Source organism: Clostridium autoethanogenum DSM 10061 (genome assembly GCF_001484725.1).
In the GTDB taxonomy this organism is placed as follows: Bacteria; Bacillota; Clostridia; order Clostridiales; family Clostridiaceae; genus Clostridium_B; species Clostridium_B ljungdahlii.
Genome location: NZ_CP012395.1, coordinates 1,658,573 through 1,676,446, shown reverse-complemented (window position 1 = coordinate 1,676,446; position 17,874 = coordinate 1,658,573). Strand labels below are relative to the sequence as shown.

At 30.8% G+C, this 17,874-nt stretch carries 16 protein-coding genes; 15 read left to right on the top strand and 1 reads right to left on the bottom strand.

The window, feature by feature from the left end:
* Nucleotides 1-147: 147 nt before the first annotated feature.
* A complete protein-coding gene (locus CLAU_RS07570; protein ID WP_023162303.1) occupies nucleotides 148-1,500 on the top strand; it encodes a glucose-6-phosphate isomerase in 1,353 nt (450 codons plus the stop codon).
* A gap of 187 nt (nucleotides 1,501-1,687) precedes the next feature.
* On the opposite strand, the gene CLAU_RS07565 is transcribed toward CLAU_RS07570, so the two are convergent.
* Nucleotides 1,688-2,023, bottom strand: a complete 336-nt coding sequence (locus CLAU_RS07565) for a winged helix-turn-helix transcriptional regulator (protein WP_023162302.1) — start codon at nucleotides 2,021-2,023, stop codon at nucleotides 1,688-1,690.
* Nucleotides 2,024-2,157: 134 nt separating this feature from the next.
* Between CLAU_RS07565 and CLAU_RS07560 the strand changes: the two genes are divergently transcribed.
* From CLAU_RS07560 to gatA, 14 genes are all read left to right on the top strand, one after another.
* A complete protein-coding gene (locus tag CLAU_RS07560; protein WP_023162301.1) occupies nucleotides 2,158-2,550 on the top strand; it encodes a pyridoxamine 5'-phosphate oxidase family protein in 393 nt (130 codons plus the stop codon).
* Nucleotides 2,551-2,770: 220 nt separating this feature from the next.
* The gene (locus CLAU_RS07555; protein WP_013240314.1) at nucleotides 2,771-2,971 is read left to right on the top strand and encodes a hypothetical protein; all 201 of its coding nucleotides are present in this window, start codon (nucleotides 2,771-2,773) and stop codon (nucleotides 2,969-2,971) included.
* Between the two features lie 39 nt (nucleotides 2,972-3,010).
* The gene (locus CLAU_RS07550) at nucleotides 3,011-3,454 is read left to right on the top strand and encodes a YaiI/YqxD family protein (protein ID WP_023162300.1); all 444 of its coding nucleotides are present in this window, start codon (nucleotides 3,011-3,013) and stop codon (nucleotides 3,452-3,454) included.
* Nucleotides 3,455-3,699: 245 nt separating this feature from the next.
* Nucleotides 3,700-5,703: a triple tyrosine motif-containing protein gene (locus CLAU_RS07545; RefSeq protein WP_023162299.1), complete on the top strand. Its 2,004-nt coding sequence runs from the start codon at nucleotides 3,700-3,702 to the stop codon at nucleotides 5,701-5,703.
* 69 nt (nucleotides 5,704-5,772) lie between these two features.
* On the top strand, nucleotides 5,773-6,447 hold the full coding sequence (locus CLAU_RS07540) for a lytic transglycosylase domain-containing protein (protein WP_013240310.1): 675 nt from the start codon (nucleotides 5,773-5,775) through the stop codon (nucleotides 6,445-6,447).
* A 313-nt stretch (nucleotides 6,448-6,760) separates the two neighbouring features.
* The gene (locus tag CLAU_RS07535) at nucleotides 6,761-7,477 is read left to right on the top strand and encodes a pseudouridine synthase (RefSeq protein WP_023162298.1); all 717 of its coding nucleotides are present in this window, start codon (nucleotides 6,761-6,763) and stop codon (nucleotides 7,475-7,477) included.
* 292 nt (nucleotides 7,478-7,769) lie between these two features.
* Nucleotides 7,770-8,063 carry a YerC/YecD family TrpR-related protein gene (locus CLAU_RS07530; RefSeq protein ID WP_013240308.1) on the top strand — a complete coding sequence of 98 codons (294 nt, stop codon included), beginning with the start codon at nucleotides 7,770-7,772 and terminating at the stop codon, nucleotides 8,061-8,063.
* A gap of 167 nt (nucleotides 8,064-8,230) precedes the next feature.
* On the top strand, nucleotides 8,231-10,471 hold the full coding sequence (gene pcrA / locus CLAU_RS07525) for a DNA helicase PcrA (RefSeq protein WP_013240307.1): 2,241 nt from the start codon (nucleotides 8,231-8,233) through the stop codon (nucleotides 10,469-10,471).
* Nucleotides 10,472-10,503: 32 nt separating this feature from the next.
* Nucleotides 10,504-12,498, top strand: coding sequence for an NAD-dependent DNA ligase LigA (ligA, locus tag CLAU_RS07520; protein ID WP_013240306.1), 1,995 nt, complete (start codon nucleotides 10,504-10,506; stop codon nucleotides 12,496-12,498).
* A gap of 353 nt (nucleotides 12,499-12,851) precedes the next feature.
* On the top strand, nucleotides 12,852-13,121 hold the full coding sequence (locus tag CLAU_RS07515) for a hypothetical protein (protein WP_013240305.1): 270 nt from the start codon (nucleotides 12,852-12,854) through the stop codon (nucleotides 13,119-13,121).
* 71 nt (nucleotides 13,122-13,192) lie between these two features.
* A complete protein-coding gene (locus CLAU_RS07510) occupies nucleotides 13,193-15,235 on the top strand; it encodes a sigma-54 interaction domain-containing protein (protein WP_406541130.1) in 2,043 nt (680 codons plus the stop codon).
* 134 nt (nucleotides 15,236-15,369) lie between these two features.
* Nucleotides 15,370-16,095 carry a gamma-glutamyl-gamma-aminobutyrate hydrolase family protein gene (locus tag CLAU_RS07505; protein ID WP_023162296.1) on the top strand — a complete coding sequence of 242 codons (726 nt, stop codon included), beginning with the start codon at nucleotides 15,370-15,372 and terminating at the stop codon, nucleotides 16,093-16,095.
* Nucleotides 16,096-16,108: 13 nt separating this feature from the next.
* Nucleotides 16,109-16,396 carry an Asp-tRNA(Asn)/Glu-tRNA(Gln) amidotransferase subunit GatC gene (gene gatC / locus CLAU_RS07500; protein ID WP_013240302.1) on the top strand — a complete coding sequence of 96 codons (288 nt, stop codon included), beginning with the start codon at nucleotides 16,109-16,111 and terminating at the stop codon, nucleotides 16,394-16,396.
* Between the two features lie 19 nt (nucleotides 16,397-16,415).
* Entirely contained in the window at nucleotides 16,416-17,873 is a 1,458-nt protein-coding gene (gene gatA / locus CLAU_RS07495) for an Asp-tRNA(Asn)/Glu-tRNA(Gln) amidotransferase subunit GatA (RefSeq protein ID WP_013240301.1), read from the top strand.
* Nucleotide 17,874 lies beyond the last annotated feature (1 nt).

Genomic DNA, 17,874 nt, shown 5'->3' with positions numbered 1-17,874 from the left:
TTTTAATATGCAATAGATTAATAAATAATGTAATCAGAAAAATTAATATATTAAAAGATAAAAAGTAAAAATAAAAAGCAAATTTATTAATTTTTTAAGTTTTTTAGTATAAACTATTTTATAGATATATAATTATGGAGGTAAAATATGTTTAAAGGATGTTTAAACTTGGATTTGAGTAAATGTGAGAATTATTTAAAAAATTATGAGATAGAAGCCTTGGAGCCTTTTATAAATCAGGCTCATGAAATGCTCCATAAGAAAACAGGAATAGGTGGTGAATTTACAGGATGGATTGGTTTGCCTCTAAATTATGATAGAGAAGAGTTTGAGAAAATAAAAAAATGTGCAAAAAAAATTAGAGACAATTCTGATGTCCTTGTAGTTGTAGGAATAGGCGGATCTTACCTGGGAGCTAGAGCAGCTATAGAAATGTTAAGCCATACTTTCTATAACAATTTGCCTAGAGAAAAAAGAGGTGGCCCTGCAATATATTATCTGGGAAATAACATAAGTTCAACTTATATGGCAGACTTTATGGAAATTATAGAGGGAAAAGACATATCTGTTGATGTAATATCCAAATCAGGTACTACAACAGAACCTGCAATAGCATTTAGAATGCTTAGAGAATTACTTGAAAATAAATATGGACGTGAGGGAGCAAAAGAGAGAATATTTGCTACAACTGATAAGAAAAAAGGTGCACTAAAGTCTCTGGCAGATATGGAAGGATATGAAACCTTTGTAATTCCAGATGATGTTGGAGGAAGATTTTCTGTACTTACAGCAGTAGGTATGCTTCCAATAGCTGTAGCTGGCATTAATATAGATCAATTAATGCAAGGTGCTGCAGATGCAGTTATTGCATATGGAAATCCAAAGTTAGATAAAAATGATGCCTATAAATACGCAGCAGTGAGAAATATTTTGCAAAGAAAGGGTAAATCTATAGAAATATTAGCTAATTTTGAACCATGTTTGCATTATTTTGGAGAATGGTGGAAACAACTGTATGGAGAGAGTGAGGGAAAAGATAATAGAGGAATATTTCCAGCAGCAGTAGACTTTTCAACAGATCTTCATTCTATGGGACAATATATACAAGATGGATTTAGAAGTTTAATTGAAACTTTTATAAATGTCGAGAAGCCAAGAAAAGAGGTTACAATAAAGTCAGATGAAGGAAACCTTGATGGATTGAATTTTATTGCAGGAAAAACTATGAATTTTGTAAACCAGCAAGCCTTTAGAGGTGCAGTTTTAGCTCATAGTGATGGAAATGTACCTTGTATAGTATTAAATGTACCTGAATTAACAGCGTATTATTTTGGACATATGGTATATTTTTTTGAAAAGTCATGTGCTGTAAGCGGCTATCTTATGGGAATAAACCCTTTTGATCAACCTGGTGTTGAAAAATACAAGAAAAATATGTTTGCACTCCTTGGAAAACCTGGTTATGAAAATATGAAATTAGAACTTGAAAAACAGATATAGGGTTTCTAGTTTGAAGGTGGACTTCATATAATAGCAAATTTCAATTAGAAAACCTATAACTAAGTTTTTCCACCCAATTTTTAAAATAGAAGTGCTTGAGATTTTTTAAATTCAAGTTTTGAAAAATGACTGGAAAAACTTCAGAAAGCGGCCTTTATTATTAAATTTATGGTTAAAATGTTGAACATTAATAGCTATTGCTTTTAAGATAATCAATATATTCGTTTCCCCATATCTGGAGTGCATCCAAAACGGGTTTAAAATGATCGCCCAACTCACTGAGTGAATACTCTACCTTTGGTGGTATTTGGTTGTATACTGTTCTGATAATTAGGCCGTTCTTTTCCATCATGCGTAACTGCTTTGTCAGGGTAGCCTGTGTCAAATTGGGAAGCGTTCTTTGGAGTTCATTAAAGCGCATTGTTTTTACGCTTAAGTGGTACATAATGAGCAATGTCCATTTTCCTGTAAGCAATTTTTGTGCCGTCACATATGGACAAATTCCAAATAAATCCTCTTGCATAAATTCCTCCTTTAGTATCTATTTGATACTTACTATATTAAAAAATTGTACTTGAATATTATATCGTACTATGATTTAATGATATAGAAAAGTGGATTGAAAGTCAATCACTAAAAGGAGTGGAGGAAGTATTTATGGAAGAAGTTTGTAAGTTCTTGAAAAAATGCGAAACATATTATTTGGCAACTGTTGAAGGTAATCAGCCGAGAGTTCGTCCTTTTGGCACGGCGGATATTTTTGAGAATAAACTTTATATTCAAACCGGCAAGGTCAAAAATGTATCAAAACAAATGAAGGCAAATCCGAAAATTGAAATCTGTGGTATGGCAGATGGTAAATGGATTCGAGTGGAAGCTGTTGCTGTTGAGGATGATAGAGTAGAAGCAAGACAGCATATGTTGGATGCATACCCATCACTCCAGAAAATGTATAAAGCTGATGATGGCAACTGTCAAGTTTTTTACCTCAAGGATGCCACAGCTACTATATCATCTTTCACAGACGCACCTAAGGAAATTAAGTTTTGATTTGATATCAAATCATTTTAAATTGATGAAAAAGAAAAGATCGTAAGGCTTATTGCTTTGCGATCATGTTTTTTTGAAATTATACTGAATATTTGGAGTATAAATTTATTCTTGCTTAGAAACCCTAGAAGTATTTTTATAAATTATCTGTTAAATGTGTAAATATAATATATAATAGGAAGTGTTGTAATATATTTTTATAGGTGTAGGGGGAAGTTATTTGAAAAAGTATTTTATAAAAAGATTTGTAATATTTACACTTATATTTTTTGTTTTATATTTTATTAACCTGCAGGATAAAAATTTAGGATCAGTTTTTAAAATTATTGGCATTTCTTTATTGTCAGGTGGGTGTCTTGGAGGACTTATGCTTTTGCTAAAGATTACCTTCGGAAAGATGGGACAAAAAAGAAATCAATAGTAAAGGAGAAAATACGTAAAATTATACGTTGTGAATTAGATGAAAATATTAGTAGATGCAGATGCCTGTCCTGGAAAATCTATAATAGAAAAGGTTGCTAGAGAAAATAATGTGGAAGTTATAATGTACTGCGATATAAATCATGTTTTAAATAGCAATTATAGTACTATTAAGTATGTAGATGGTGGATTTCAAAGTGTGGATATGGTCCTTATAAATAAAGTTGAAAGTGGAGATATAGTTATAAGTCAGGATTATGGAGTAGCAGCCATGACCCTAGGCAAAAAGGCCTATGCCATAAATCCTAAAGGGTATATATATGATGATAATAATATGGATCAACTTCTTTTTGAAAGACATATATCTTCAAAAATAAGAAGGTCAGGAGGAAAAACTTTCAGCCCTAAGAAAAGGACAAAACAAGATGATGAGAGACTTGAAAAAAATTTACTTAAATTAATATCCAGGTGTAAGGCTAATTAGTGTAGATAATTTTTACAAATGAAAATAGGATACTCCTTTTAAAATAGTTTATTTTTAAAGGGAGTATTTTTGGTTTTAGCTAAGTCTCAATATTGTGATATACTGGAATATTTCAACGTAGACACCTATTGCTAAATTGTAATGGAAATATACAAAAAATACTATTACAAAATATGGAACTATAGTATAATAAATTTATGGGAATTAATGCCTAGGAATATTATTTTACATGGGGGATGATGTAGATGAATGAACTTGCTATAAGCTGTAATCTAGAAAGTCCACAGAAGCAAAAATCAAAAATCATTATAAATATATATAATAACTTAAAGGAAAAACTTGTTTATAAGTATATGATTGGATGCAATGGAACCTGGAGTGTGTTAAAAGATTTTACAGAAAGTGAGAATGTAGAGTGGATTCCGAAGAATGAAGGAAAGTATATATTAATGGTACAAGCTAAAAAGGTAAATGGAAGTAAAAGTTTTGATTATGTATCTAGGATGGACTATGTAATAGGAAAAGTAGAGGAAAAACTAATAACTGCTGTACATATGGATAAGAAGAAATTGAAATTAGGGGATAAATTAAATATAACAGTTAGTACATCTAAAATGCCTCTTATGTTTAGATACTGGATAAAGATAAAAGATGAATGGGAAATGATAAAAGACTATTGTGCTGAAAATACGCTTTCCTGGACAGTTAAAAGTGATGGAAAGTGTCAAATTCTAGTAGAATGTAAAAATGTAGATTCAAAAAACAAATACGATGACTTTAAAATTGAAGAATTTCAGGTGTTTCCTCTAAAAGAAATTAAGATAATAGATTTTAAGTGCCTGACTGGAGAAATTTTAGTAGATTCTGAACTTACTTTTCAAGTAGATGCACAGTATGATGCAGATAGAACTATACTTTATAAATTTTTTAAAATAAGTTCTAATGGACAGGTACAGTGTATACAAAATTATTCTACCAAGAGGACAGTAAGTTATGTGGAACATAATAGCGGTGAGTACAAGCTCTTGTGTATGGTAAAAGATATGTACTCCCAAAATAAATTTGACGATAGGGCTATGCTTAATTTTGAAGTTAAAAAGTACAGTAAAATTTATATAAAAAATTTTATTACAGATATAAATTATCCACAATTATGTGGAACAAAAGTAACTTTAAAGGCGGAAACTATAGGTGGAAAAGATGTTTTATACAGGTATATAATTTATGGAAAATCCAGCGAGGATTCTGGATATACTCATTCTAATAGTTATGTTTGGGAAAGTAAGGCGCCAGGAGATTACAAGATAACTTTAATGGTGAAGGATAAATCCTTTCAGGGAAGTTATGAGGCTATGGAACATTTAAATTATGTTATAGATGAGAGAAGTGATGAACCTGTTAAAATTGAAAAAGTTTTAATGGATAAAAATGATCATGTGTTAATAAATGAAAATATTAATGTAGAGGTAGAAGCATCGGGAGGAGTAGACCTTAGATACTCATTTATAATAAGGGAAAAGGCAGCAGAGTTATATAAAATAAATTATTGTAAAAATAAACACATGAAATTTATTCCTAAAAAAGAAGGAAATTATGAGCTGGAAGTTAGAGTAAAAGATAAATATTCAAAGAGAGAATATGACTGTCATTCCATAATAAATATAACGGTTCTAAGTTATATACCTGCTGCAATTGATTATGTGCTGTATCCATTAAGGGAGTATTATTTAGTAGGAGATAAAATTTCTATAAATTGTATAGTTCAAAATACTACAAATGTGCTTATGAAGTATGTGCTTAGTATAAATAATCACCAGGTGGAAGAGACGGATTTTGTGAGAGAAAAGACCTATGTGTTTACGCCAAAATACAGTGGTAGATATAAGGTGGATATACTTGCAAAGAATGTTAAAGGAACCAGAGAATTTGATTGCAAAAAAGAAGTTACAATTAAAGTAAATGAAGCACTACCTGTAACAAATACGAGAATAACCTGTGACAATGCAGATTTTCTATGTAATAAATCAGTTATATTTACAGCTCATAGTGAAGGAGGTAAAGACGTACTATATGAATTTTATATAATGGAGAAAGGGGATTGGAATTTAGTTCAAAACTATAGTAAAAAAAATTACTATACATTTATTCCCTTTGAAAAAGACGAATATAAAGTGCTTGTACTTAGTAAAAGTCAGTACAATAAAGTGTTTTATGAAGATTATACCATATTTTCCTTTAAAGTTAATTGAATAGCTATAAAGTTATCACATATTAACACGATGAAAATGAGTAGATTATGTTTTTAAGCAGGTGAAAAAATGAGTGTAAATAACGTAAGTAATGAGAATCAAAATACAAATCTTCAAAAAGTATTACAATATGAGATGATGACTCAAATATTAAAACAAGCCTTTGGAGATTCTGATTCCTTTCAACTTGTAATGGAAAGCTTAACTAAAGCATTATCAGACAGCAGTGGAAATATTGACTTGTCTAAATTAAACTTGGGACAAGAAGATCTTAGTAAACTAGGATATGGGGCAGGACAAAGGTTAAATACTGTTTATAATAGTGTAAAAAGTGACATACAGAGTGGATCTGCAAGTATTGATCAGGCAATTGCAAATGCTTCAAGAAAATATGGAGTTGATGCTAATTTAATAAAGGCAGTTATAAAGCAAGAATCTGATTTTAATCCAAATTCTACGTCTGGTGCAGGAGCTGAAGGACTTATGCAGCTTATGCCAGGTACTGCTAGTGAACTTGGGGTCAATGACCCATATAACATAGATCAGAATGTAGATGGAGGTACCAAATACTTAAAAGAAATGCTTAATATGTATGGAAATAACAAGGAACTTGCACTAGCTGCATACAATGCGGGTCCCGGCACTTTGCAGTCTAGGGGTGTTAGCAGTGTTTCAGGTATTTCAAGGTTACCTTATGAAACGAGAGATTATGTACAAAAAGTTATGAAATATTACGGAAAATAGTACGACTTTCTCTAATGATATTTGAATAAAATTGCAATAAATATTTAATTATGCAAGATACAGGATATTAGTAAAATATATTAATATCCTGTATTTTTGTGTGGTGCCAAGAACTCTACTTATGCATAAATTAAGCCAATTATCTGAATTTTGAACTAAAACTTAATAATTAAAAGTGAATAGTGAATGAAGGTTTTTCTCCACTACGCTGCGAAAAATCTTAACGAAAGAAAATTGCCCATAACTATTAATTATAATAGTATATTTTTTATAAATGCAGAAAAGGGTATAATATATGAGAGGAGGCGGAAATATGGATAGAATAGACAAGATTTTAGCAAATTTAGGCTTTGGAACGAGAAAAGAGATAAAAGCTGTAGTAAAAAATGGAGAAGTAAAAATAAATGGAACTGTTATAAAAGATAGTTCCATGAAAATAGATCCTGATAAAAGCACAATAGAAGTTGGAGGTAATGTTGTAGAGTACAAAAAAAATATATATTTATTAATGAATAAGCCTCAAGGAGTAGTGTCAGCAACTTTTGACAATTATGATGAAACGGTTATAGACATTTTAGAGCCTGAGTACCAGGCATTTAAGCCATTTCCAGTAGGAAGGCTAGATAAAGATACAGAAGGACTTTTACTTATTACAAATGATGGTGAGCTAAATCACAGGATGATATCCCCTAAAAATCATGTAGATAAAGTTTACTATGCTGAAATAGATAAGTATTTAGATGAAAGAGATGTAAATAGGTTTAAAAAAGGAATACAACTAAAAGATGGTTATAAATGTTTACCTGGTAAACTACATATTATAGAATCAGATGAAGATGGTGCTAAGGTAGAAGTTACTATACAAGAAGGAAAGTTTCATCAAGTTAAAAGAATGTTCAATGCATTAGGAAAAAATGTAGTTTATTTAAAGAGAATAAAATTTGGACCTATAGATTTGGATAAAGATCTAAATTTAGGACAATATAGGGAATTATCTAAAAATGAGATTGAAAGTATAAAAAGAATTTAAATATGAATTAAATTCAATCATAATTATATTAAATTTACAATTATATGTGCATAAATGTATCAGATTTTACTTGATATTTTATTCAAGTTTTACTATAATTAAGTTGCAAGGATAAATAAAAGGAATGAATAGCCCCCTTTTTATTTATGAGCAAAACAGTCCATGCCCCAATGGGCTGTTTTTGCTTTTTTGAATTTAATTATCTACAATTTTATAGATTAATGTTTTAATACGTGATAAAATTAAAGGGGGAATATTAACATTAAATGTACATGAATAAGGAGTGTAGTTCATGGAAGAATATAAATCTAAATTACAGAGTAAAGAAATGGATTACTTGTGTGAGGCAGTATTGTCTTTAAAGACAAAAGAAGAGTGTTATAGATTCTTTGAGGATATATGTACTATAAATGAAATAAAGGCATTAGAACAGAGGCTTCAGGTAGCTAAAATGTTGAAAAACAAAAAAACATATTTGGACATTGCAGCTGCAACAGGGGCAAGTACTGCTACCATAAGTAGGGTTAATAGGTGTTTGAATTATGGAAGTGATGGTTATAAGATAGTTTTAGGAAGACTAAAATAATATATTCAATCAGTACAAATAAATTTTTTTTGTGTGTTGATAAAAATATCAGCACATTTTTTATGCTTTTCATGATTAAATTAATTGTAGAATGTTATAATATTAAACAGGAAGTATCTCTGTATCTACTTTAAATTAGAGGAGATAAACAAACAGGAGTGAATGTTATGGATTTAAAAAGCCTTTTGAATAAAGAACAGTATGAAGCAGCAGTGTATGTAGACGGTCCTCTATTGATTTTAGCTGGGGCAGGTTCTGGAAAGACCAGGGTTTTAACTTATAGAATTGCTCATATGATTAAGGATATGAATATATATCCTTCTAAAATACTGGCTATAACTTTTACTAATAAGGCTGCAGGAGAGATGAAAGACAGGATAAAAGAATTAGTAGGAGATGAAGTAGATGGAATGTGGGTATCTACATTTCATTCAAGCTGTGTGAGAATACTTAGAAGAGAAATAGACAAATTAGGATATAATAAGAATTTTGCAATATATGATAGTTATGATCAAAAAGTGCTTATAAAACAGTGCATGAAGGAATTAAATATAAGTGACAAGGATATAACTGACAGAGAGATAATAAATAAAATTAGTGGACAAAAAGATAATTTAATATCTCCACATCAATTTAAAAAAGAAAATGAAGGAAACTTCAGAATGAATAAAATTGCAGATGTTTATTTGTTATATCAAAAAAAACTCAAGGATAACAATGCACTGGATTTTGATGATCTTATATATAAAACTGTACAGCTTTTTAAGGAAAATGAAGATATACTGGAATTTTATCAGAGAAAGTTTAAGTACATAATGGTAGACGAGTATCAAGATACCAATAGATCTCAATACGAATTTGTAAGGCTTCTTGCAAAGGCACATAAAAATATATGTGTAGTAGGAGACGATGATCAATGTATTTATGCTTGGAGAGGTGCAGACATAAAAAATATTTTGGATTTTGAAAAAGATTATCCAAATGCAAAGGTAATAAAGTTAGAGCAAAATTATAGATCCAAGGGTAATATATTGAAGGCAGCTAATGATGTCATAAGTAATAATTCAAATAGAAAAGAAAAAATGCTGAGAACTGAAAGTGAAAATGGAGACAAAATAAAATTATATAGGGCTTATTCGGATATAGATGAAGGCAGGTATATTGCATCTAAGATCAAAGAAATACTGAAAGAAGATGAAGGCAAACAGTACAAGGACTTTGCAATACTTTATAGAACTAATGCCCAATCCCGTATATTTGAAGATGTATTTATGAAATCAAACATTCCCTATAGAATTATTGGAGGCTTAAAGTTCTATGATAGAAAAGAAATAAAGGATATTATGGCCTATTTAAAGTTTATAAATAATCCTTTGGATGATGTTAGTTTAAGAAGGATAATAAATGTGCCAAAGAGAAGTATAGGGGATTCTACAGTACAGAAAATACAGGATTTTGCTAATTCTATGAATGAATCCATGTACAATGTACTTTTATCTATAGACGAGGTTTTAAATTTAACAAAGAGGAATATTAATTGCATAAATAAATTTGTAAGCCTTATAAATAGTTTTATAAGAAGCAGGGACAAGATTACTGTGTCCAGTCTTATAAAGGAGATATTAGATACTACTGGATATTTAGAGGAACTCAAAGATTCAAATGAGGCAGATAGTATAAGCAGGGTAGAAAATTTACAGGAGCTTGTGTCTGCTGCTGCAGAGTTTGAAACTTCTTCAGAAGATCCGTCTCTTTCTGCATTTTTAGAGAAGGTGACTTTGGTTTCAGATGTAGATAATTTTGATCAAGATGCTGACTCAGTTGTACTTATGACAGTACATAGTGCTAAAGGATTAGAGTTTCCTGTAGTCTTTATGGCGGGAATGGAAAATGGAATATTCCCGGGAACCCAGTCTTTAAATGAGTTTAAGGAAATGGAAGAGTCTAGAAGGCTTTGTTATGTTGGAATAACTAGAGCTAAGGAAAAACTTTATATGACTTCTGCGGAAACCAGAAGGGTATTTGGAAGAATGGTATCTTACCAGCAGTCTAGTTTTATAAGTGAGATATCTCATGACCTTATAGAGTATGATAGCTTAAAAAAATCCAATTTTACTAGTTCTATAAATAAGCAATTAAATAAAAATACTTTTTCCTGGGGTAAAAAGGTTCACCAGAGCAGCTTGATAGAAAATCCAGTATCTCCTTCTGTAGAAAATGTACCAAAGGGTAATTATTTAAAACTAGAGAATATAAAAGAAGGAACAAAAGTTAAGCATGGGAAGTTTGGATTAGGGACTATTGTAAGTATATCTAAAAGTGGCAGTGATATAAAACTTACTATAGTTTTTGATAAGATGGGAATAAAAAATTTAATGTACGGAGTAGCACCACTGGAAGCTGTATAAGTTGCATTGATTGTTTATGGAGGATTTTAGCTTTGATATATGAAGATAGGTATAATGAATTAAAGAAAATAATTAATTATCATAATGATAGGTATTACAATCAGGATAATCCTGAAGTATCTGATTATGAATATGATATGTTAATGCAGGAACTGAAGAATATAGAAAGAGAACATCCGGAGGTTATCACTCCGGATTCTCCTACTCAGCATGTAGGAGGTAATGCTAAGCGTGAATCAGGTGTACTTGTTAGACATAGAGTTCCTATGTTAAGTCTTAGGGATGTTTTTAACAAAGAAGACGTTGAACAATTTGTTGATGATGTTAAAGCTCAATTTCCTGATGTAGAATTTGTAGTGGAAACAAAAATTGATGGTTTATCAATGGCTTTACGCTATGAAGATGGAAAACTTATAACTGCTATTACTAGAGGCGATGGTATTGTCTATGGTGAGGATGTTACAGTCAATGCTAAAGTGATAAATGATGTAGTTAAATCACTTAAAGATAAAATCCCGTATCTGGAGATTCGTGGAGAAGTATATATGACTAAACAGGCCTTTGAAAATGTTAATGAACATCAGGAACTCTTGGGAAAAAAGGTATTTGCTAATCCTAGAAACTGTGCAGCAGGTACTCTTAGACAGCTGGATAGTAAAGTTACAAAAGAAAGAAATTTATCTCTTTTTATTTTTAATGTTCAGGATGTTCGGGGTATGGAATTTAAAACTCATACCGAAGGGTATGAATTTCTAAAAAAACAGGGTATTAAAGTTATTGAGAATTATACAGTATGTAAAACTACTGGTGAAATATGGGATGCCATTGAAAGAATTGGTGAAAACCGTGGAGATTTAGATTATGATATTGATGGTGCGGTTATTAAAATTAATAATTTAGCATACAGAACAGAGCTTGGCAGTACTTCTAAAGTTCCAAAGTGGGCTATTGCTTATAAATATCCACCTGAAGAAAAAGAAACTAAGCTTCTTGATATTCAACTTACAGTAGGAAGGACAGGAAGGATTACCCCTGTTGCTATTTTTGAACCAATAAGGTTGTGTGGTACAAGCGTATCAAGAGCCACTCTCCATAATCAAGATTTTATTGATGAATTGGATGTGGGTGTTGGTGATACTATCGTAGTATATAAATCAGGAGAAATTATCCCTAAGATCAAGAAAGTTATACACGAAAAACGTCCTGAAGGAACAGTTAAATTTCAGTTTCCAGATAAGTGTCCTGTATGCGGCAGTCCAGTTGCTAGAGAAGAAGGTGCAGCTGACATTAAGTGCACTAATATTAATTGTCCATCTATGCTTGTAAAAAGAATTATTAATTTTGTAAGCAGGGATTGCATGGATATTAAAGGATTTGGTGCAGCTTATGTTGAACAGCTTGTTGATAAAGGATATATAGATGATATACCGGATATTTATCATCTTAATGAATATAGGGATAAGCTTGTTGAAGAAGGTATAATCGGAAAAGAAAAGAATACAGATAAACTTCTTGATGCCATTGAAAATTCGAAGAAAAATGAGCCACAGCGGCTATTAGCAAGTTTGGGTATATCTAATGTTGGTAAGTCAACAGCTAAAGAACTTATGAAATATTTTAAATCTATTGATAATCTCATTAATGCAGATATTGATGAAATCAAGAAAGTATCTGATATTGGTGATATAAGTGCTTCAGCAATATTTGAATATTTCAAAAATGAAGATAACCTTAAAATTATAAGCGAACTTGCTAAATGCGGTGTAAATATGGTAATGAACGAAAATAAAGAAGAAGATAATTTACTTGAAGGCAGCAAGTTTGTTATTACAGGAACACTTCCATCAATGGGAAGAACTGAAGCAAAGGAGCTTATAGAGAAACATGGCGGCAAGGTATCAGGTTCGGTATCTAAGAAAACCACATATGTACTTGCAGGGGATGCTCCTGGAAGCAAAGTAACTAAGGCTCAGGAATTAGGAGTTAAGGTAATATCTGAAGCGGAGTTATTACAAATGCTCAAATAAGTCACTAAATAAGATATAACATTTTATTAATTTTGCTAATTATTAAATGTTTGTAAATCAAGATGTAGGAGAAGCAGTGGCAAAAGGAATAATAGAATTTTTTAAACAGGGAAATATAATAAGGAGCATAGAAGAATTATTAAGATTTGGAGTTAAAATAATAAAAGAAAAGTGAATTTGAAGGCATGCTATAAATATTTACAAAGAAGTAAAAAAGGATTATTATAAGAATAGTTTAATTTTATATGAAAGTTAAACTATTTGTATAGTATAGAGATTCTAGGTTATAGGCAGCTTATTTTCTTTAATATGCTACTAAGTTTTGCTTGGGATCACTATAGTGGAGGATAAAAATGAAAAGGACAATAAATTTATTAGGGTGGATAGGAGTTATTTTTACTATCTTGGCATTGATATTAACGCTCCTTACTACATATCATTTTACATATGTAAAGTACTTTAATGATTATTGCACGCTGCAGTGGAGCATATTTGTTACTATGGTAGCTTGGGCTATAAATATGATAATTTCTAGAGCTAACTTTAGAAATATAGTATACCCTATAACATGTGTATTGATAGCTTGCGCAACTATGTTTTTTATGTATATGAAAGTTTATTAAGATTATAGAGACAATCTTTTGGTAGATTGTCTCATTTTTTAGGTGCGCCCAATATGGGCGACAGCTTGGGGGTGAATATATTGAAATCTATTGGAATTGTTACAAATAGCAATTCTTTAGTGGCTGTATTTTTGAAAAGCAATATAGAAGAGATATATAAGGGTTTTGCTGTAATAAATAATTATTATTTGAATGAGCTTAAAAGTACAGATAAGATAAACGATGATGTAATACTCATAATGAATGATGAAATAGCAATTGAAATAGAGAGATATGTAAAAAATAAAAAAAATATAATAGTCATTAAAAGAACGATAAAAGAAAATGAAGTTTATAAAATATTTAATATTCCTCAGGGCACTAAAGCTCTTGTGGTAAATAATGCGAAATCAGCCACATTGGAAACCATATCTCTATTATATAGGATAGGCGTAAATAATATTACCCTTATACCTTATGACGAAAATCAAAATTATGAAAACATAAAATTTGCAATAACTCCTGGTGAAGTTTCCAGAGTACCAAAATATATTGAAAAAATTATAGATATAGGAAATCGACACATTGATATATCTACTTTTATTAATATTTCTAATAAATTAGCACTTAAAAATAGAGTGATTGATACCAGATTGTTTAAATATTCAGAAAAAATTGTAAATTTAGATAGCGGTATCAAAGATAAATATAAGGAACTTTATATTAAAAATGAAGATTTGAATGCAGTACTTAATATGTCTAAAGAAGGAATAATGTTTACGGATTTAGATGGAAATATATCATTTTACAATAATGCCTTTGAAAAGTTATTTAATATAAGAAAAAATATCAAATGTAAAAATATTGAAGATGTCTTGGATAAAAATTTGGTATGCTTACTTGTGAAAAATAGTGTTAAAGATGAGCTTATAGAATATAGAGACAAGTTTATAGTAGTTAATAAAGAAATTGTTGTCTACTATGGAGAAAAAAAAGGATGCTATATCAGTATAAATGAAGTTACGTATTTAGAACAGCTTGCAAAAAAACTAACAGTAAAATATACAAATAAAGGACTTATAGCAAGGTATGATTTTAATTCTATAAAAACAAATTCAAGCAGTATAAAGGAATGCATCAAATTAAGCAATAAAGTTGCAAAATCAGATTTAACAGTTTTAATAACAGGTGAGAGTGGCACTGGAAAGGAACTTTTTGCTCAATCAATACATAATGCATCTTTGAGAAAAAATTGGCCTTTTGTTGCCATAAATTGTGCTGCAGTTCCTGAAAGCTTGTTAGAAAGTGAATTGTTTGGATATGAGAGTGGGGCCTTCACAGGGGCACGCAAAGAAGGAAAAGTTGGATTATTTGAACAGGCTAATATGGGAACTATATTCTTAGATGAAATAGGTGATATGCCTTTAACTTTGCAGGCCAGACTGCTTAGAGTATTGCAGGAAAGACAGGTAATGAGGATAGGTTCTGATAGGCTTATAAATGTTGATATTAGGGTTATTGCAGCTACAAATAAAAATTTACTCCAGATGGTAGAAGAAGGGCAATTTAGAGAGGACTTATTTTATAGAATCAATGTACTGCCTATAAATATACCACCTTTAAGAGAAAGAAAAGAAGATATTATTTCTCTTATAAAATATTTTATGGGAAGAAAAAAGACTATAAGATTATCTGATGAAGTCATAGAAATCTTTATGAATTATTCTTGGCCGGGTAATATAAGAGAAATTCAGAATGTTGCTTCCTATATAAAAATTATGAATGACGATGATGAAGTAAATATTGGAGATTTGCCTTACTATTTGGTTGAATATAATATAAACTTTGATGAGGAAGCTGCATATCTCAAATGCAAAAATTGTATTTTTGATGCAGTATCAATATTAAAAATTATTAAAGAGCAAGGAATTTTAAAGTCAGGAATTGGTAGAAAAAATATAAAGGAAATTTTAGAAGCAAATAATATAAGGTTAAGCGAAGCTGAGATAAGAAGAATAATGAGCATTTTAAACAAATTGTCATTGATATCATGCAATTTGGGGAGAAGAGGAAGCAAAATTACAACGAAAGGGAACAATTTTTTAAAATGGATTGAAAACAGGGCAAAATTATAACCTAAATAACCTATTTAATATACAGTACTTACGCAAGTAAGCCGTCCACAGGATATTTTTTTCTTTAATGTATGGCATAAAAAATGCTTATAAAAATTATATTAAATTTGAAATAGCTTTCAGGGAGGAAAAACATGAATACAGTTATCGGAATATCTGGTAATATATTAGAAATGGGAGGTGGATCAGCTCCTGGTATAAAAAGGACATATGTGAATAGCGATTATGTTTCATCTGTAGCTTTGGCTGGAGCCTCACCGATAATACTTCCTGTAATTGAAAATGAAGAGTATATTTTTGATCAAGTAAAAAGAGTTGATGGAATAATTATTTCTGGTGGATATGATGTGAATCCCATATTATATGGAGAAGAACCTATAAAGGCTCAGGGATTTACTTCATATGAGCTGGATAATTTTAATTTTAAGCTCATTAAGGCAGCATGCAGCTTGAAAAAGCCGATACTTGGCATTTGCAGAGGGTTACAAATAATAAATGTATATTTTGGAGGAACATTATATCAAGATCTTGACGATAAAGATGGATTTTACATTAAACATTCTCAAGATTCCAGTAGAAGCTTTACAGGTCATACCATACTTGTAAAAAAAGATAGTATATTGTATCCGATACTTGGAGAAAAGTCTATGGTGAATAGTTTTCATCACCAGGGTATAAAGAATTTAGCAAAAGGGTTTAAAGTAGGTGCCGTAGCCAAAGATGGTGTAATAGAGTCCATAGAAAAAACAAAAGATAACTTCATTTTTGGTGTTCAATGGCATCCAGAAGGACTTGCAGCTAATAATACCAAAATGCTTGAAATATTTAAAAAGTTAGTATCTGTTTCGAGAAAAAAGTGAAAGGAGATACCATATGAGAGTGAAAAAAGAAGAAATGAAATATGTAGCCCAGCTTGCTAAGCTGGAATTTAATGAAGAAGAAGAAAAAGAAGTCATAGAAGAACTAGATAGAATGTTTAAATATATGGAAAACTTAAATGAATTAAATACAGATGGGGTGAATATAACTATAAATCCATATTGCATGGAAAATAAATTTAGAGAAGATACTGTGGAAGAATCTATGGATATAAAAGAAGTACTGGATAATTCACCACAAAATCTTAAAGAATATATAGTAGTACCCCAGGTAATAGAATAATTTTACAGGAGGTGGTTTTATGAAGCTGACTGCACATGAAATTAGAAATATGTTGAAAAACAAAGAAATAAGTGTAGAAGAAATTGTAAGATCCTATTTAAATAGAATAAATAAATTTGATACTATATTGGGAGCTTATTTATATGTAGAAAAAGAGGGAGCACTTAAAAGAGCAAAGGATTTGGATAAGAAAATAAAACATGGTGAAAAAATGGGTGGACTTTTTGGAATACCTATTTCTATAAAAGATAATATAAGCGTTAAGGGTATGCAAAACTCTTGTGCTTCAAAGATGCTTCAGGGATACATATCTCCTTATGATGCTAGCGTAATAAAAAGGATAGAGGCTGAGGATGGAATAATAATTGGAAAGGCAAATATGGACGAATTTGCCATGGGATCTTCAAATGAAAAAAGTGCTTTTAAGTTAGCCAGAAACCCCTGGGATTTAAGCAGAGTTCCGGGAGGATCTTCAGGTGGATCGGCTGTTTCAGTTTCAGCTGGTGAATCTGTAATGTCTCTTGGAACAGATACAGGTGGTTCTGTAAGGCAGCCTGCATGTCTGTGTGGTGTAGTAGGTTTAAAGCCAACTTACGGAAGAGTTTCTAGGTATGGAGCAGTTGCGTTTGCTTCAACTTTAGACCAAATAGGTCTTATGTCAGCAGATATAGAAGATTGTGCATGTTTAACACAATGTATAGCAGGGTCTGATAAAAATGATTTTACTACAGTAGATATGAAAGTACCGGATTATAGCAAAAGTTTGACTAAAGATATTAAAGGCATGAAGATAGGTATACCTAAAGAATATTTTGAGGATGGGTTAGATGATAGAATTAGAAAATCCATAGAAGAAGCTGTAGATGTACTAAAGGCAAATGGGGCTGAGGTTAAAGAGTGTTCTATTCCACTTGTAAAGTATTCTATGGCAGTTTATTATGTAATTGCAAGTGCTGAAGTTTCTTCAAATTTAGCTAGATTTGATGGAATAAGATATGGATATAGATCAAAAAATTTTAAGGACTACAGGGACTTATATTTTAAATCTAGAAGTGAAGCATTGGGAATGGAAGTTAAGAGAAGAATAATGTTAGGAACATATATGCTTTCTAAAGGTTACTATGATGAGTATTATGAAAAGGCACTTAAAGTTAGAAACCTTATAAAAAACCAATTTGAGGAAGTCATGAAGGAATTTGATGCACTTATAGCACCTACTTCACCTACTACTGCATTTAAAATAGGCGAGAAGAAAAAGAATGCATTATCTATGTACCTTTCAGATGTTTATGTGCTCCCTGCTAATGTATCCGGTATGCCGGCTATATCTGTACCTTGTGGTATGGTAGATGGACTTCCAGTAGGATTTCAAATTATGACAAATTATTATAGAGAAGATACAATCTTTAATATAGCTTATAGTTTTGAACAATCTACTAACTGGCATAAAATGAGTCCACAAATTAGTGAGGTGTAAA